This is a genomic window from Mesorhizobium sp. M0768, assembly GCF_040320195.1.
Taxonomy (GTDB): Bacteria; Pseudomonadota; Alphaproteobacteria; order Rhizobiales; family Rhizobiaceae; genus Mesorhizobium.
In genome coordinates this window covers 384,017-400,175 of the sequence record NZ_JAMYPD010000004.1, presented here as the reverse complement: position 1 = coordinate 400,175, position 16,159 = coordinate 384,017, and the positions used below count along the sequence as shown (strand labels likewise).

Sequence of the window (16,159 nt, the reverse complement as noted above, 5' to 3'; positions counted from 1 at the left end):
ACATTGCGTTAGGCCAATGGTAGGGTCCGCGATGGTCCAGGGGGCGGACGGGAACAAAACGGGCAATCGGACGACGTGCGGCGAAAACACGCGTAATGATCGAAAAATCACGTTGCAATCCGGGCTCGAAACTTTACGACTAGGGAAAATACGAAAAGGAATGCGTCTGCATGGGCGACATTCCAGGGGAGCCACGACAGCATGCAGTATTTTGTCCAGCAGCTTATCAACGGGCTGACGCTGGGATCGATCTATGGGCTGATAGCGATCGGCTATACGATGGTCTACGGCATCATCGGCATGATAAATTTCGCCCATGGCGACATTTTCATGATCGGCGCTTTCACCGCGCTCATCGTTTTCCTTATCCTCGGTGCATTGTTCTATTCGCTGCCGATCGTCGTTGCGCTGCTGATCATGATGATCGTCGCGATGCTGCTGACCAGCCTGTATAACTGGACGATCGAGAAGGTGGCCTACCGGCCTTTGCGCGGTTCATTCCGGCTGGCGCCGCTGATCACCGCGATTGGCATGTCGATTGCGCTGTCCAATTTCGTCCAGGTGACGCAAGGGCCGCGCAACAAGCCGGTCCCGCCAATGGTGTCCAAGGTCTACAACATCGAAGGCATCAGCGTCTCGCTGAAGCAGATCATCATCGTCCTGGTCACCATAGTCCTGCTGGCGCTGTTCTGGTACCTGGTCAACAAGACCTCGCTCGGCCGGGCACAGCGCGCCTGCGAGCAGGATCGCAAGATGGCCGCACTGCTCGGCGTCGACGTCGATCGCACCATCTCGATCACCTTCATCATGGGCGCCGCCCTTGCCGCCGTCGCCGGCACGTTGTTCCTGATGTATTACGGCGTTGTGGTGTTTTCCGACGGCTTTACGCCCGGTGTGAAGGCGTTTACTGCCGCGGTGCTCGGCGGCATCGGCTCACTGCCCGGCGCCGTGCTCGGCGGGCTGATGATTGGCTTCATCGAAAGCATGTGGTCGGCTTATTTCTCGATCGACTACAAGGACGTCGCCGCCTTCTCCATCCTGGCGATCGTGCTGATCTTCCTGCCTTCCGGCATTCTCGGCCGGCCAGAAGTCGAAAAGGTCTGAGATCATGGCGGTTACCGTGTCTCCGGAAAGCACCGTCGTCGCCACCCCGGTCCAGCGCGCTTTTCGCGAAGCGCTCTATGCCGGCGCCATCTCGCTTGGCCTGTTCGTGCTGTTCATCGGCCTGAAAACCGACCAGAATATCTCCAACGAACTGATCCTGGTGCAACGCTGGGGCTTGCTCGCCGGCGTCGTGATCGCCACCATGGCAGGACGCTTCCTCTATGTCGCCTATGGCCAGCCCTTCCTGGCGAACCAGAAGATCGTCGACGTCGCCACCGGCCTGCTGCCGGTCAGCCTGGCTTCGCGATTCTTCCGCCTTCCCGCGTTCATCGTGGCGCTCGCCGTCGCCGTTATTCTGCTCGCGCTCAGCGGCTTTCTGACCGAGGCCTTAGGGCCGGAACTTTCCGATTTTGTGCGGTTCCTGCGGGCGCTCGCAATCATCTATGCGCTGGCTTGGCTGATATATCGGTTCCGGGCCTTCATTCACGCTCATTTCTCGGCATTGGGCATAACCGCACTGGCGCTCTACCCGATTATCGTGGTGTTGGTGCTGGCTCTATATGCCGGGTCGATGGCCGCCGGTTTCCAGGGCTCGCTGAAATATGTCGACAATTACGGCATCCAGATCCTGATCTACGTGATGCTGGCTTGGGGGCTGAATATCGTTATCGGCTTGGCCGGCTTGCTCGATCTCGGCTATGTCGCCTTCTACGCCGTCGGTGCCTACGCCTATGCGCTGCTCGGCACGCATTTCGGCCTCTCCTTCTGGATCCTGCTGCCCGCCGCTGGCCTGATGGCTGCGTTCTGGGGCGTGATGCTCGGCTTCCCGGTGCTGCGCCTGCGCGGTGACTATCTGGCGATCGTGACGCTCGCCTTCGGCGAAATCATAAGGCTGGTGATCATCAACTGGCGCGAGGTGACCAACGGCTCGGCCGGCGTTTCCGGCATCCCGAAGGTGTCTTTCTTCGGCCTGATGTCGTTCAACGTCTCCGATCCGAACTACATCTCGAAGGTGCTCGGCATCGCCCAATCGGGTGCCTACTACAAGATATTCCTCTACTATTTGATCCTTGGGCTCTGTCTGCTGACGGCCTTCGTCACCGTGAGGCTCAGGCGTCTGCCGGTCGGCCGCGCCTGGGAAGCGCTGCGCGAGGACGAGATCGCCTGCCGCTCGCTCGGTATCAACACCACCACCACCAAGCTCACGGCCTTTGCCACGGGCGCGATGTTTGGCGGCTTCGCCGGCTCGTTCTTTGCCGCGCGGCAAGGCTTCGTCAGCCCGGAATCCTTCGTCTTCCTGGAATCCGCGATCATCCTTGCCATCGTCGTGCTTGGCGGCATGGGCTCGCTGGTCGGCATTGCCGTCGCCGCGATGGTGATGATCGGCGGCACCGAAATCCTGCGCGAACTGGATTTCCTCAAGACCGGCCTGAGTTGGGGCAACATCAAGGTTATACCCGGGTTCGGCCCCGACTTCACGCCGGAGCTTTATCGCATGCTGTTGTTCGGCATGGCCATGGTCATCGTCATGCTGTGGAAGCCGCGCGGCTTCGTCGGCAGCCGCGAGCCGACAGCCTTCCTCAAGGTGCGCAGGGCGGTGTCGGGGTCCTTCACCAAGGAGGGACACGGCTGATGAACGCGAGCCCCTCCGTGAACGATGCCATCCTGCAGGTCGATCATTTGTCGATGAAGTTCGGCGGTCTCGTCGCCATCGGCGACCTGTCGTTCCAGGCCAAACGCGGCGAGATCACCGCGCTGATCGGTCCCAACGGCGCCGGCAAGACCACCGTGTTCAATTGCATCACCGGTTTCTACAAACCGTCGGAAGGCATGATCACGCTCAATCGGCGCGACGGCTCGACCTTCCTGCTCGAACGTTTGCCGAACCATGAAATCCCGGCGCGAGCCAAGGTGGCGCGCACCTTCCAGAACATCCGCCTGTTCTCGGGCATGACGCTGCTGGAGAACCTGCTGGTGGCCCAGCACAACAAGCTGATGAAGGCGTCCGGCTATACCATTCTCGGCCTGTTCGGTTATAGCGGATACAGACAGGCTTCGGCGGAATCGGTTGAACTGGCCGAGCACTGGCTGGAAAAGGCCGATCTCGTCGACCGCGCCGACGATCCTGCCGGCGATCTGCCCTATGGCGCGCAGCGACGGCTCGAAATTGCTCGCGCCATGTGCACCGGCCCTGAGCTTCTGTGCCTCGACGAGCCGGCCGCCGGCCTTAATCCGAAGGAATCGGCGGCGCTCAATGCACTGCTGATGGACATCAAGGACAACACCGGCACGTCGATCCTTTTGATCGAACACGATATGGCGGTGGTTATGCAGATTTCAGACCATGTCGTCGTGCTCGAATACGGGCGCAAGATCTCCGACGGCAACCCGCAATCGGTGCGGACCGACCCGCGCGTCATCGCTGCCTACCTCGGCGTCGAAGACGAGGACGTCGAGACGGTGCTGACCGAAGTCGGCGACGAAGACGTCATCGAGCAATTGGATACGGGTCCGGATGCGGCCCACGGCCCAGGCACATCGTCTTCGTATCTCGCCGGACCGGTTGTCGACACGGTTGGCCACAGCGAGGGCGAACGCGTCACCGTGTCAAAGGGCGCTTCGAAAGCCGGGCAGATCGATGCAAGGTCGAGTGCCGCGGCAAAGTCCGGATCGCCGGCCAAAGCCAAATCGGCCGCGAAATCTTCTGCCGCAAAATCTTCCACTGCAAAGCCGGCCTCCAAGGCTCCGGTGAAGTCAAAAACTCCCGGCACCTCTAATCGGCGTGGGGGGCGGAAATAATGGCCGGCACAACGCTGCTCGATATCAAGGGCGTCCAGACCTACTACGGCAACATCAGGGCGCTGAACGGCGTCGATGTCACGGTCAAGCAAGGTGAGATCGTAGCGCTGATCGGTGCCAACGGCGCCGGCAAGTCGACGCTGATGATGACCATCTTCGGTGCTCCCCGCGCCCGCGCGGGTACCATCACATTCGCCGGTACCGACATCACCCAGATGCCGACCCACGAGATCGCGCGCATGCGCATCGCCCAGTCGCCGGAAGGGCGCCGCATTTTCCCGCGCATGACGGTGATGGAAAACCTGCAAATGGGCGCCAGCCTCGACAACCTCGAGCATTATGACGAGGACGTCGAGAAGGTGTTCACGCTGTTTCCACGCCTGAAGGAACGCATTGCCCAGCGTGGTGGCACGCTGTCCGGCGGCGAGCAGCAGATGCTGTCGATCGGGCGCGCGCTGATGGCGCGGCCGAAGCTGCTTTTGCTCGACGAGCCGTCGCTTGGCCTGGCGCCGCTGATCGTCAAGCAGATATTCGACGCTATCCGGGAGCTGAACCGCACGCAGGGACTGACCGTGTTCCTGGTCGAGCAAAACGCCTTCGGCGCTCTGAAGCTCGCCACGCGCGGCTATGTCATGGTCAACGGCAACGTGACGATGAGCGGCACCGGCAAGGAGTTGCTCGCCAATCCGGAGGTGCGCGCCGCCTATCTCGAAGGCGGCCATCACTGAGTTTCAGGAGACATCAATCATGCAGGGCATTGTCTATGAGGAACCCTCGATCTGGCAGTTCTTCTTCGTCACCTGCCTGCTCGGCGGCTGGGCGGCGTGGATGACGGGCAAGGCATGTGCGCAGACGTGGCGCAGCTTCGCCCAGTTGTTCGCCTACATGCTGGGGCTCGGCATCGGCGTAAGATTCATCCATCATGCGCTGTTCGGCGGAACGATGTTTTCGCTGCATTACTACGTGGTCGACACCATCGTGCTGATGATATTGGGCTTCATTGGCTACCAATACACGCGCACCAACCAGATGGTAACGCAGTATAATTGGCTTTACGAAAGAGCCTCTCTTTTGAGCTGGAAACCAAAAGGTTGACATTTATCATTAACGGCGCTTCAGGGATGAATCGGCGTGACAAGTGCCTGAAAATCGGCAAAGTACTCTTTCTGCGAGCAAGAGTGGGCATCGCATGAAAGCAACATCCACGCCCACTCGGTAAATGGGAGCGTTTCAATGAAAAAGTCACTTTTGTCCGCCGTCGCCCTGACCGCGCTTGTCGCGTTCAGCGGCAGCGCGTGGGCTGACATCCTGATCGGCGTTGCCGGTCCGATCACTGGCCCGAACGCAGCATTCGGCGCGCAGTTGCAGAAGGGCGCCGAACAGGCTGCCGCCGATATCAACGCGGCTGGCGGCATTAACGGCGAGCAGATCAAGATCGAGGTCGGCGACGACGTGTCGGATCCGAAGCAGGGCATCTCGGTCGCCAACAAGTTTGTCGCCGATGGCGTCAAATATGTCGTCGGCCACTTCAATTCGGGCGTCACCATTCCGGCGTCAGAGGTCTATGCCGAGAACGGCATTCTCGTCATCACGCCTTCCGCGACCAACCCGAAGCTGACCGAGCGGGGCCTGTGGAACACGTTCCGTACCTGCGGACGCGACGATCAGCAGGGCAAGGTTGCCGGCGACTACCTCGCCGCGCACTTTAAGGACGGCAAGATCGCCGTCGTCCACGACAAGACGCCTTACGGCCAGGGTCTCGCCGACGAAACCAAGAAGGCACTCAATGCTGATGGCGTGACCGAAGCCATGTATGAGGGCATCAATGTCGGCGACAAGGACTTCTCGGCGTTGATCGCCAAGATGAAGGATGCCGGCGTCAACGTCGTCTACTATGGCGGCCTGCACACCGAGGCCGGCCTGATTATGCGCCAGCTCGCCGATCAGGGTCTCAAGGCCCAGTTCATGTCCGGCGACGGCATCGTGTCGAACGAATTGGCCTCCATCGCCGGCGATGCCGTCGACGGCACGCTGATGACGTTCGCTCCCGATCCGCGCAAGAACCCGAACGCCAAGGAACTCGTGGAGAAGTTCCGCGCCGCCGGTTTCGAGCCTGAAGCCTATACGCTCTACTCCTACGCCGCGCTGCAGATCGTCGCCGCCGCCGCCAACAAGGTCGGCTCTTCCGACGACGCGCAGAAGGTTGCGGAAGAGATCAAGAAGAGTGGCCCGTGGAAGACCGCCATCGGCGACATCGGCTATGACGCAAAGGGCGACATCACCCGTCCCGACTACGTCATCTACACTTGGAAGAAGGGTGACGACGGCAAGTACACCTACTTCGAACAATAAGCCGGCAAACGCCTGCAGCCCAAAAAATGCCCGGCGCCTCGCGCCGGGCATTTTTCATTTGTCTTTTGCTTCATCGCATAGGCGCAAGGATTTAAATCGGTTTAGCCGACGTCTCCATTTTTGTTTGCACTGCAGCATTTTCGCGCTAATCATGTCCGGCAGTTCCCTTTCCCGCGTCCGGAGCCCTGTCCTTGGCAATCTCGAAGATCCTTGTCGCCAACCGCTCCGAAATAGCCATCCGCGTCTTCCGCGCGGCCAATGAGCTCGGCCTCAAAACCGTGGCGATCTGGGCAGAGGAGGACAAATACTCCCTGCATCGCTTCAAGGCCGACGAAAGCTACCAGGTCGGGCGCGGGCCGCATTTGGCCAGGGACATGGGGCCGATAGAAAGCTATCTGTCGATCGAGGAGGTTATCCGCGTCGCCAGGCTATCGGGCGCCGATGCCATCCATCCAGGCTACGGCCTGCTGTCGGAAAGCCCGGAATTCGCCGAGGCCTGCGCCACGGCCGGCATCATCTTCATCGGGCCAAAGCCGGATACGATGCGCAGGCTAGGCAACAAGGTCGCCGCTCGCAACCTCGCGATCGAAGTCGGCGTGCCGGTAATTCCCGCCACCGATCCCTTGCCGGACGACATGGAGGCGGTAAAGGAACTCGCCAAGACGATCGGCTACCCGGTGATGCTCAAGGCATCCTGGGGCGGCGGCGGCCGCGGCATGCGCGCCATCCGCTCCGAGGCCGATCTCGCGCGCGAGGTCATGGAAGGCAAGCGTGAGGCGAAGGCGGCTTTCGGCAAGGACGAGGTCTATCTCGAAAAGCTGATCGAGCGCGCACGCCATGTCGAGGTGCAGGTGCTGGGCGACACTCATGGCAACGCCGTGCACCTGTTCGAGCGCGATTGTTCGATCCAGCGCCGCAACCAGAAAGTGGTCGAGCGGGCGCCGGCGCCCTACCTCGAAATGTCACAGCGCGAGGAGCTTTGCGGCTACGCGCTGAGGATCGCGCGCGAAACCAGCTATATCGGCGCCGGCACGGTCGAGTTCCTGCAGGATGCCGATACCGGAAAATTCTACTTCATCGAGGTCAATCCGCGTATCCAGGTCGAGCACACGGTCACCGAACAGGTGACCGGCATCGACATCGTCAAGGCGCAGATCCATATCCTCGACGGCTTTGCCATCGGCACGGCGGAATCGGGCGTTCCGGCGCAGAAGGACATCAGGCTCAACGGCCACGCGCTGCAGTGCCGCATCACCACGGAAGATCCCGAGCATAATTTCATCCCCGACTATGGCCGCATCACCGCCTATCGCGGTGCCACCGGCTTCGGTATCCGCCTTGATGGCGGCACCGCCTATTCGGGCGCGGTCATCACCCGCTTCTACGATCCGCTGCTGGAAAAGGTAACGGCGTGGGCGCCGACGCCGGCCGAGACCATCGCCCGCATGAACCGGGCGCTGCGCGAATTCCGCATCCGCGGCGTGGCGACCAACCTCACGTTCCTCGAGGCGATCATCAATCACCCGAGCTTCGCCGACAATTCCTACACCACCAAGTTCATCGACACGACGCCGGAACTGTTCGCCAGTGTGAAGCGGCAGGACCGCGCGACCAAGCTGCTCAACTACCTTGCCGACGTTTCGGTCAATGGTCATCCCGAGACGCGCGGCCGGCCGCAGCCAAAGGCCGATGCGGCGCCACCGGTAGTGCCATATCTCAACGGCAATGTGCCTCAAGGCAGCAAGCAGAAGCTCGACGTGCTCGGGCCGGAGAAATTCGCCGCGTGGATGCGCGAGCAAAAAGAGGTGCTGGTCACCGACACGACAATGCGCGACGGGCATCAATCCTTGCTCGCGACGCGTGTGCGCACCTATGACATTGCCGGAATTGCCGGCACCTATGCGCGTGCTCTGCCGCAGCTTTTGTCGCTCGAATGCTGGGGCGGCGCCACATTCGACGTCGCCATGCGCTTTCTCACCGAAGACCCATGGGAGCGGCTGTCGCTGGTGCGCGAGGCAGCACCCAACCTTCTGCTGCAGATGCTCCTGCGCGGTGCCAACGGCGTCGGCTATACCAACTATCCCGACAATGTCGTCCAGCATTTCGTCCGCCAGGCCGCTGCCGGCGGCATCGACCTGTTCCGGGTCTTCGACTGCCTGAACTGGGTCGAGAACATGCGCGTGGCCATGGATGCGGTCGGCGCCGAGGGCAGACTGATCGAAGCGGCGATCTGTTATACCGGCGACATACTCGATCCGGCGCGGGCGAAATACGATCTGAAATACTATGTCGGCCTGGCCAGGGAATTGCAGGCGGCAGGCGCCCACATCATCGCCGTCAAGGACATGGCTGGGCTTCTAAAGCCGAGCGCTGCCCGCGCGCTGTTCAAGGCACTGCGCGAGGCGACGGACCTGCCGATCCACTTCCACACCCACGACACATCCGGCCTGTCGGCGGCAACCGTGCTGGCGGCGGTGGAGAGCGGCGTCGACGCCATCGACGCGGCGATGGATTCGCTATCGGGCAACACCTCGCAGCCGTGCCTGGGTTCGATCGTGGAGGCGCTGAAGGGCACCGAGCGCGATCCGGGCCTCGACCCGCAGTGGATCAGGAACATCTCGTTCTACTGGGAGGCGGTGCGCAACCAGTATTCAGCCTTCGAAAGCGACCTGAAGGGGCCGGCATCGGAGGTCTATCTGCACGAAATGCCGGGCGGTCAGTTCACCAACCTCAAGGAACAGGCGCGCTCGCTCGGGCTGGAGACACGCTGGCACGAAGTGGCGCAGACCTATCACGACGTCAATCTGATGTTCGGCGACATCGTCAAGGTGACGCCGTCGTCCAAGGTCGTCGGCGACATGGCGCTGATGATGGTGAGCCAGGACCTGACCGTCGCCGACGTCGAGAATCCGGCGAGGGACATCGCCTTCCCGGATTCGGTGGTGTCGATGTTGCGCGGCGATCTCGGCCAGTCGCCGGGCGGCTGGCCAAAGCCATTGCAGAAGAAGGTGCTGAAGGGCGAAAAGCCGATCACGGTGCGGCCGGGTTCGCTGCTCAAACCGGCGGACCTCAAGGCCAGTCGCGCGGAGGTCGAGGAAAAGCTCGAGCGCAAGCTCAGCGGGTTCGAGTTCGCGTCGTGGCTGATGTATCCGAAGGTGTTTTCCGATTTTGCCGCCGCGCAGGAGACCTACGGGCCGGTCAGCGTGCTGCCGACGCCGACCTATTTCTACGGCATGAAGCCGGAAGACGAGATTTTCGTCGACATCGAAAAAGGCAAGACGCTGGTGGTGCGCTGCCTTGCCATCGGCGATGTCGACGAAAAGGGCATGGTCACCGTGTTCTTCGAGCTCAACGGGCAGCCGCGCCGGGTGAAGGTGCCGGACCGGGCCCATGGCGCGTCCGCTGCCAAGGCACGGCGCAAGGCGGAGCCGGGCAATGAGGCGCATGTCGGCGCGCCGATGCCTGGCGTCGTCTCGGCGCTTGCGGTCGCTGCCGGCCAGGCGGTGAAGGCCGGCGACGTGCTGCTGTCGATCGAAGCGATGAAGATGGAAACGGCGTTGCATGCCGAACGCGACGGCACCATAGCCGAGGTGCTGGTCAAGGCCGGCGACCAGATCGATGCCAAGGATCTGCTGATCGCGTTCGGGTGAAACAGGCCGGCATCAGAGAGACTTGTCGGCGCCTGGCAGCAGCCCTTCATGCCGCATCGATAGTACCTTGACCCGCCGCGCCCGGTCGGGCATCGAACCGCTGCAATTCGCCGCTCGGGTCACCCCGAGTCGCGGCGAGAAACGACGCGGAGAGAAGAATATGGCCGACGACATCACCGAGACCAGCCAGACTGTTGCCGCCGGCCAGCTGCGCGCCTTCATCGAACGAATCGAGCGGCTCGAGGAAGAGAAGAAGACGATTGCCGACGACATCAAGGAAGTGTTCGCCGAGGCCAAGGGCACCGGATTCGACACCAAGGCGATGCGGTCGATCATCCGGCTGCGCAAGAAGGACCAGGCCGAGCGGCAGGAAGAGGAGTCCATCCTCGATCTGTACAAGGCTGCGCTCGGCATGGTGTAAAGGCCGGCCTCGGCGCCGGAGACGATCGCGGGAGAAGCGGTTCTGACCATGGATTCCAGCCATGAGCGAATTCGATTTTGGCGCCCGCCGCGCCTCTGAATTCCGCCAACGCAGCTTCTGGACGCTGTTCGCGGAACGGCATCCGGATGAAAGGGCTCTGTTGGCGAGGCGCGGACCGTGGTTCTGGCAGCGTGGGCTGCCCGATTTCGCATTGGTCCTTTCCATGTATGTCGCGCCTGCGCACAATCATGTCGGCGTCTTCTTCGGCCGCAACGAGAAGTTCGGTGCCACGCAAGCCTGGTCGCGGTTGAAGCCGTTCCAGCCGGCCATCGAAGACAGGCTGAAGCTCAGGCCAGAACAAAGTTGCGACGGCCTCGGCATCAATTCGATGTGGCGGGTGAATTGTTTTGCCGAGGACAATTGGCCGGCGATGACCGACTGGCTGGTGACGGAAGCCTCACGTTTCGAGCGCGCGATTGCCGACGTTCTGGGTCAGGAATAAAGCAGGGTTTCCAGACGCAATCCTTGTGGAAGGGTTGCTCTGGTGAGCAGCCAGGGAGCCGGTCGATCGATGACGATCATGTCGCGCGTTGCCGCTTTCTTCCGCTCACGCTGGTTCGGCGGCGTGCCGCTCGATCGGCTGTTCTGGCGCGACCTGGTCGTTGTCGGCACAGCGATCAACGTCGCGTCGTCGGTGGCGGCGCTCATTCTGCTAGGATTGAAGCTGCCGCTTGCGCTCGTCCTGGCGGTGCATTTCGCGCCGGTTCCCTACAATATCTTCCTGACCTTTGCCGTTTGGCGAACTGCCGGAAAATCGAGTGGCGTCATGGCCTCGCTGATGACTCTTGGCGCCACGTTGTGGCTGATCCTGGTGGTTGTGGCCTGACGATCAGGCGGCCGGCTCGAATTTGAGCGCCACGCCGTTGATGCAATAGCGCAGACCGGTCGGTGGCGGGCCGTCCTCGAAGACATGGCCGAGATGGCTGCCGCAGCGGGCGCAATGGCATTCGGTGCGGACCATGCCGTAGCTGCGGTCGACGGTGGTCTCGACCGAACCCGGCACTGGGTCGTTGAAGCTCGGCCAGCCGGTGCCGCTCTCGAATTTCAGCTTGGATTCAAACAAGGGCTGGTCGCAGCCGACGCAGGAGAAGGTGCCGGCGCGCTTCTCGTGCAGCAGGGCGCAGCTTCCCGGCCGCTCGGTGCCGTGGTTGCGCATCACCGCATATTGCTCAGGCGTCAGCCGGGCGCGCCATTCGGCATCGGTGCGGGTAACGGGGTAGGTGTGGCTGTCCATTTTTTCCTCTTAGCTTATGTCGCTATTTGGGTTGCCTTCGCAACTTCGCCTGAAATAGGCATTTGTTACGGCGTTTGCTCGTATTTCCTGTCCTGCTGCGAAGAATCCCTCAGGCGATGGCCGCGAGATAGCGCGCAACCGATGCTGAAAATGCTGCCTTTGCATCTCCGATGACGTTCTGGTTCCACCATGCGCCGTAGATATGGTCGAACGCGAAAGGCTCCAGCGCGGCCTTGATGCCGAGCACTTTCGTCGCGTTGAGCGGGATATAGTTCGGATAGCTGTACATGAAGCTGACATGACGGCGGGTCGGCGTCACCTGCAGGATGTCGCCGGCCAGGATGGCATTGCCGCGGTCGCGCTTCCAGTGCAGTACCTGGCCACCGGCAAAGTGGCCGCCGCAGCGGATGAGCGTCAGCGACGGGTTTATGGCGCGCATCTCGCCTTCCCAACTGATGATTGCCGGATGCGGCCGCATGATCCACTGACGATCATCGGCGTGCAGATAAATCGGCACGCCGCCAAACGCCCCGCTCCATTCGACCATTGCCGAATAATAATGGCAGTGCGAAATGGCGATGGCGGTCAGGCCGCCCCGGCGGTTGATCTCGGCCACCGCCTCGTCGCTGACCATCGAGATGCAGTCCCACAGCACATTGCCGTGCGGCGTTTGCGCCAGCAATGCGCGCTGGCCGATAGCGAAGCGTGGCTCGATGCCGAAGGCGAGCACGCCGGCATCATCCTTGATCACGACCCGATGGCCGGCGGCGAGCTCTTCCGGCGTGGTCCAGGCCTGACCTTCCCAGCGCACATATTGCCGCTCGTCCTCGCAGATCGGGCAATGTCGCGGCGGCGTCGCTGTCGCCGCGAACTGGACACCGCATTGCAGGCAAAGGAAACAGGTCGACCGTCCTGTTTTGCGTGGATCCATTCAGTGCTTCCTTGAAAGTTGCTTCGTCGCGGCTTCGAGGCCGGCGAGCGTCAGCGGAAACATGCGGCCGCCAAAAATATCGCGGATCATGGCAATCGAATGGGTAAAACCCCAGTTCTTCGCGTCTTCCGGATTGAGCCAAATGGCGTTCGGCCATTGCTGCAGCAGCCTGCCGAGCCAGACGGCGCCGGCCTCCTTGTTCCAATGCTCGACCGAGCCGCCGGGTTGAGCGATCTCATAGGGGCTCATCGAGGCGTCGCCGACGACGATCACCTTGTAGTCGGGGCCATATTTATGGAGGAGATCGAAGGTCGGAATCACCTCGGCATGGCGGCGGCGATTGTCCTTCCACACGCCCTCGTAGAGGCAGTTGTGGAAATAGAAATATTCGAGCTGGCGGAACTCGGCGCGGGCGGCCGAAAACAGCTCCTCGACACTCCTGACATGGTCGTCCATCGAGCCGCCGACATCGAAGAACATCAGCAGCTTCACGGCATTGCGACGTTCGGGTTGTGTCTTAACGTCAAGATAACCGTGCTCGGCGGTGGCGTGGATGGTGCCGGGCAGGTCGAATTCCTGTTCGGCGCCTTCGCGCACCCAGCGGCGCAAGCGCTTCAGCGCGACCTTGATGTTGCGGGTGCCGAGTTCGACGGCGTCATCGAAATTCCTGAACTCGCGTTTGTCCCAGACTTTTACCGCGCGGCGGTTGCGGCTTTCGTGCTGGCCGATGCGCACGCCTTCGGGATTGTAGCCATAGGCGCCGAAGGGCGAGGTGCCGCCGGTGCCGATCCATTTCGAACCGCCCTGATGCCGGCCGTTTTGCTCCTCCAACCGCTTCTTCAGCGTCTCCATCAGCTTTCCGAAGCCGCCCAGCGCCTCGATCAGCTTTTTCTCCTCGTCGGTCAGGTGCTTTTCGGCGAGCCTCCGCAGCCATTCCTCCGGGATGTTTGCGACATCGACCGGCTTTTCGCCAGCCAGCGCCTCGACACCTTTGAAGATGTGCGAAAAGACCTGGTCGAAGCGGTCGATGTGGCGCTCGTCCTTCACCAGAGCGGCGCGGGCGAGATAGTAAAAGCCCTCGACATCATAGTCGACCAGCCCGGCCTCCAGCCCCTCCAGCAGCGACAGATATTCGCGGAGCGAGACCGGAACCCGCGCTGCCTTCAGTTCGAGGAAGAAGGGGATGAACATGGTCCGACTTTATCTGTGTCCCTCGATCTTCTCCCGTGCGGCGCTGGCGATAAAGGCGGAACGCGTCAGACCACGCCGACCCGCTTCTTCGTCGATTGCTGCCAAAAGACCTGCGTCGAGCGACAGATTGGCCCGGACAGGCCGTCCGGAATCGATCAGCACAGGGATCATCACGGCGGATTCACCGGCAGCGCTATCGACTTCGCCCAGTCGGAGCAGATCTGCCACAGTGCGCGCCGCGGGCAAGGGCAAGTTCTTCGCCATTCGTGTCTCTGCCCATTCGCGAACGGCAGAAGTCGCATCGGCTATCGCCTCTTCGGGACTTGCGCCACCGCCGTGACATCCGGGAAGATCAGGCACCCGCACTCCCCAGACTTCATCTGCGCCGTCAAGAATTCCGACATAGTGCGTCATGATTCGTCCTTAAATCCATCCAGCAAGCCGGGCGATCGACCGCGCAACACCCAGAGATTGTTCGCGATGCCGCGGCACGATAATCATGATCTCCGGCCTTTCCGGATGCTCGTACTTCTCGTGTTTGCCGCCGCCTACGTTCACCCAGCCGTCACGTAAAAGCCTCGTGACAATCTTGCGCGTGTTGGTCTCGATCAGCGGCACTGTCGCCCCTGATCATGCGCAATATATTGCGCACAGGTGATTATTTCAATCGTTGGCTTCATCATAGCAGATCGTATTCGATGAAGCCGGTCCGCCGCGCCACGTGGTCGTAGAGCTTGCGTGCGGTGGCGTTGGTCTCGTGGGTCATCCAGTAGACGTTCTTGACGCCGACCTTGCCGGCTTCCTGCTTGACCGCTTCGATCAGGGCGGCGCCGACGCCCTTGCCGCGTACATCGGGGTCGGCGAACAGGTCCTGCAGATAGCAGTTGTTTATCTGCGACCAGCAGGAGCGATGGTAGAGATAGTGCGTCAGGCCGACGGCCTTGCCGTCGAGGGTGGCGATGAAGCCTTTCGGCTCGAACTCGCCCGCCGTGAACAGCCGCTTCCAGGTGACGGCGTAAACCTCTTCCGGCAGCTTGGTTTCGTAGAAGGTGAGATAGGCGGTCCAAAGACGCCGCCAATCGGCGTGGTGAGATTGCGCCAATGGGCGGATGGTGATCTCGGTCATTTCGTTTCCCTCTGAAGTCGGCAACCTGAAGCTGCCTCCGTGCCCGGCTAGAGGCAACGGTCCAGCACCGGGAAAGCGCTGTCCGGTGACTTCGTGGGCTTCCGGCCGACCGGCCCCTCATCCCTGCCGTCTCGCCATGAAGGCCAGGCGCTCGAACAGATGCACGTCCTGTTCGTTCTTCAGCAAGGCGCCGTGCAGCTTGGGCAGCACGTTCTTCGGGTCGGCGCGCAGGTCCTCGGGCGCGATCTCGTCGGCGACCAGCAGGCGGATCCAGTCGAGTGCCTCGGAGGTCGACGGCTTCTTCTTGAGGCCCGGCACGTCACGGATTTCATAGAATTGCGTGAGTGCGGCGCGCACCAGGTTCTGCTTGATGCCGGGATAGTGCACGTCGACGATTTTGTGCAGCGTCTCGACGTCGGGAAAGCGGATGTAGTGGAAGAAGCAGCGGCGCAGGAAGGCGTCCGGCAGCTCTTTTTCGTTGTTGGAGGTGATGATGACGATCGGCCGGACTGTGGCACGGATGGTCTCGCCGGTCTCGTAGACGAAGAACTCCATCCGATCCAGTTCCTGCAACAGATCGTTGGGGAACTCGATATCGGCCTTGTCGATCTCGTCGATCAGAAGCACGACTTTCTTGCCGGCAGCAAAGGCGTCCCACAGCTTGCCGCGCTTGATGTAATTGCGGATGTCGTTGAAGCGCTCGTCGCCGAGCTGGCTGTCGCGCAGCCGCGAGACGGCATCATATTCGTAGAGGCCCTGCTGCGCCCGCGTGGTCGATTTGACGTGCCATTCGATCAGATCGAGGCCGAGCGCCGCCGCCACCTGGCGGGCAAGTTCGGTCTTGCCGGTACCGGGCTCGCCCTTGACCAGCAACGGCCGCTCGAGCGCGATCGCCGCGTTGACCGCCACCATCAGATCCTTGTCGGCGACATAGGCTGCCGTGCCTTCAAAACGCATTTTTGCTCCCGGGTTCATCGCGCGACCCTAAGGAGGCGGCCTTCGCTGTGCAAGGCGCTGCTGGCAAAGCGGGGATCTTGCCGGCGCGACCCTCGTCGAGCGGTTCTGCGTCGATTTAAGACTCGAAACATGTCGTCTCTCTGGCGCTTGGTCTGCCGTCTGCCTATATTGGCGGAGACGGTCTGCGCTTCCCGGCAGGAGAACATTTTCCCCGGGGCCTTAATGATCCCTAGGGAGCTGTCCCTGGGAAGACCCGTGGGTTTTCTCATACGGCGCCCACCTACTTTGTAGGTTCCCGGGATCGCTCTCTCCACCGGTTGTGTGGATCGTCACC

General features: G+C 61.6%; 17 protein-coding genes and 1 other RNA gene. 11 read left to right on the top strand and 7 right to left on the bottom strand.

The window, feature by feature from the left end:
• The first annotated feature begins 201 nt into the window (after positions 1-201).
• The 10 genes from NKI08_RS08665 to NKI08_RS08620 all read left to right on the top strand — a co-directional run bounded on the left by NKI08_RS08665 (position 202) and on the right by NKI08_RS08620 (position 11,212).
• A complete protein-coding gene (locus NKI08_RS08665) occupies positions 202-1,104 on the top strand; it encodes a branched-chain amino acid ABC transporter permease (RefSeq protein WP_352454929.1) in 903 nt (300 codons plus the stop codon).
• A 4-nt stretch (positions 1,105-1,108) separates the two neighbouring features.
• Complete coding sequence (gene livM / locus NKI08_RS08660) at positions 1,109-2,737, top strand: high-affinity branched-chain amino acid ABC transporter permease LivM (RefSeq protein ID WP_352768413.1); 1,629 nt, start codon at positions 1,109-1,111, stop codon at positions 2,735-2,737.
• Positions 2,737-3,903: an ABC transporter ATP-binding protein gene (locus NKI08_RS08655; RefSeq protein WP_352471240.1), complete on the top strand. Its 1,167-nt coding sequence runs from the start codon at positions 2,737-2,739 to the stop codon at positions 3,901-3,903. The genes livM and NKI08_RS08655 overlap by 1 nt, the downstream gene beginning before the upstream one ends.
• Complete coding sequence (locus tag NKI08_RS08650) at positions 3,903-4,631, top strand: ABC transporter ATP-binding protein (RefSeq protein WP_352471239.1); 729 nt, start codon at positions 3,903-3,905, stop codon at positions 4,629-4,631. The genes NKI08_RS08655 and NKI08_RS08650 overlap by 1 nt, the downstream gene beginning before the upstream one ends.
• A gap of 19 nt (positions 4,632-4,650) precedes the next feature.
• Complete coding sequence (locus NKI08_RS08645; protein ID WP_352471238.1) at positions 4,651-4,998, top strand: DUF6867 family protein; 348 nt, start codon at positions 4,651-4,653, stop codon at positions 4,996-4,998.
• 138 nt (positions 4,999-5,136) lie between these two features.
• Positions 5,137-6,255 (top strand): branched-chain amino acid ABC transporter substrate-binding protein, encoded by a 1,119-nt coding sequence (locus tag NKI08_RS08640; protein ID WP_352471237.1) that lies wholly within the window; start codon positions 5,137-5,139, stop codon positions 6,253-6,255.
• A gap of 191 nt (positions 6,256-6,446) precedes the next feature.
• Entirely contained in the window at positions 6,447-9,905 is a 3,459-nt protein-coding gene (gene pyc, locus NKI08_RS08635) for a pyruvate carboxylase (RefSeq protein ID WP_352768410.1), read from the top strand.
• Positions 9,906-10,065: 160 nt separating this feature from the next.
• Positions 10,066-10,326: a DUF2312 domain-containing protein gene (locus NKI08_RS08630; protein ID WP_023719653.1), complete on the top strand. Its 261-nt coding sequence runs from the start codon at positions 10,066-10,068 to the stop codon at positions 10,324-10,326.
• A 61-nt stretch (positions 10,327-10,387) separates the two neighbouring features.
• On the top strand, positions 10,388-10,828 hold the full coding sequence (locus NKI08_RS08625) for a hypothetical protein (protein WP_352683328.1): 441 nt from the start codon (positions 10,388-10,390) through the stop codon (positions 10,826-10,828).
• A gap of 69 nt (positions 10,829-10,897) precedes the next feature.
• Positions 10,898-11,212 carry a hypothetical protein gene (locus NKI08_RS08620; protein ID WP_023678043.1) on the top strand — a complete coding sequence of 105 codons (315 nt, stop codon included), beginning with the start codon at positions 10,898-10,900 and terminating at the stop codon, positions 11,210-11,212.
• A gap of 3 nt (positions 11,213-11,215) precedes the next feature.
• Here the strand turns inward: NKI08_RS08620 and msrB are convergent, their stop codons facing one another.
• The 7 genes from msrB to NKI08_RS08585 form a co-directional block, all read right to left on the bottom strand.
• Positions 11,216-11,620, bottom strand: coding sequence for a peptide-methionine (R)-S-oxide reductase MsrB (msrB, locus tag NKI08_RS08615; protein WP_027152870.1), 405 nt, complete (start codon positions 11,618-11,620; stop codon positions 11,216-11,218).
• A 109-nt stretch (positions 11,621-11,729) separates the two neighbouring features.
• Entirely contained in the window at positions 11,730-12,551 is an 822-nt protein-coding gene (locus tag NKI08_RS08610) for an MBL fold metallo-hydrolase (RefSeq protein ID WP_352768406.1), read from the bottom strand.
• Positions 12,552-13,742, bottom strand: coding sequence for a vWA domain-containing protein (locus NKI08_RS08605; protein ID WP_352768403.1), 1,191 nt, complete (start codon positions 13,740-13,742; stop codon positions 12,552-12,554).
• A 9-nt stretch (positions 13,743-13,751) separates the two neighbouring features.
• Positions 13,752-14,156 (bottom strand): type II toxin-antitoxin system HicB family antitoxin, encoded by a 405-nt coding sequence (locus tag NKI08_RS08600; RefSeq protein ID WP_254816428.1) that lies wholly within the window; start codon positions 14,154-14,156, stop codon positions 13,752-13,754.
• 9 nt (positions 14,157-14,165) lie between these two features.
• Entirely contained in the window at positions 14,166-14,360 is a 195-nt protein-coding gene (locus tag NKI08_RS08595) for a type II toxin-antitoxin system HicA family toxin (protein ID WP_126104508.1), read from the bottom strand.
• 61 nt (positions 14,361-14,421) lie between these two features.
• Positions 14,422-14,868 carry a GNAT family N-acetyltransferase gene (locus NKI08_RS08590; protein ID WP_352768400.1) on the bottom strand — a complete coding sequence of 149 codons (447 nt, stop codon included), beginning with the start codon at positions 14,866-14,868 and terminating at the stop codon, positions 14,422-14,424.
• 117 nt (positions 14,869-14,985) lie between these two features.
• Positions 14,986-15,825, bottom strand: coding sequence for an AAA family ATPase (locus tag NKI08_RS08585; protein ID WP_352471229.1), 840 nt, complete (start codon positions 15,823-15,825; stop codon positions 14,986-14,988).
• 176 nt (positions 15,826-16,001) lie between these two features.
• Here NKI08_RS08585 and ssrS point away from each other — a divergent pair.
• Positions 16,002-16,157: non-coding RNA, 6S RNA (gene ssrS, locus NKI08_RS08580), on the top strand.
• Positions 16,158-16,159: the final 2 nt, after the last annotated feature.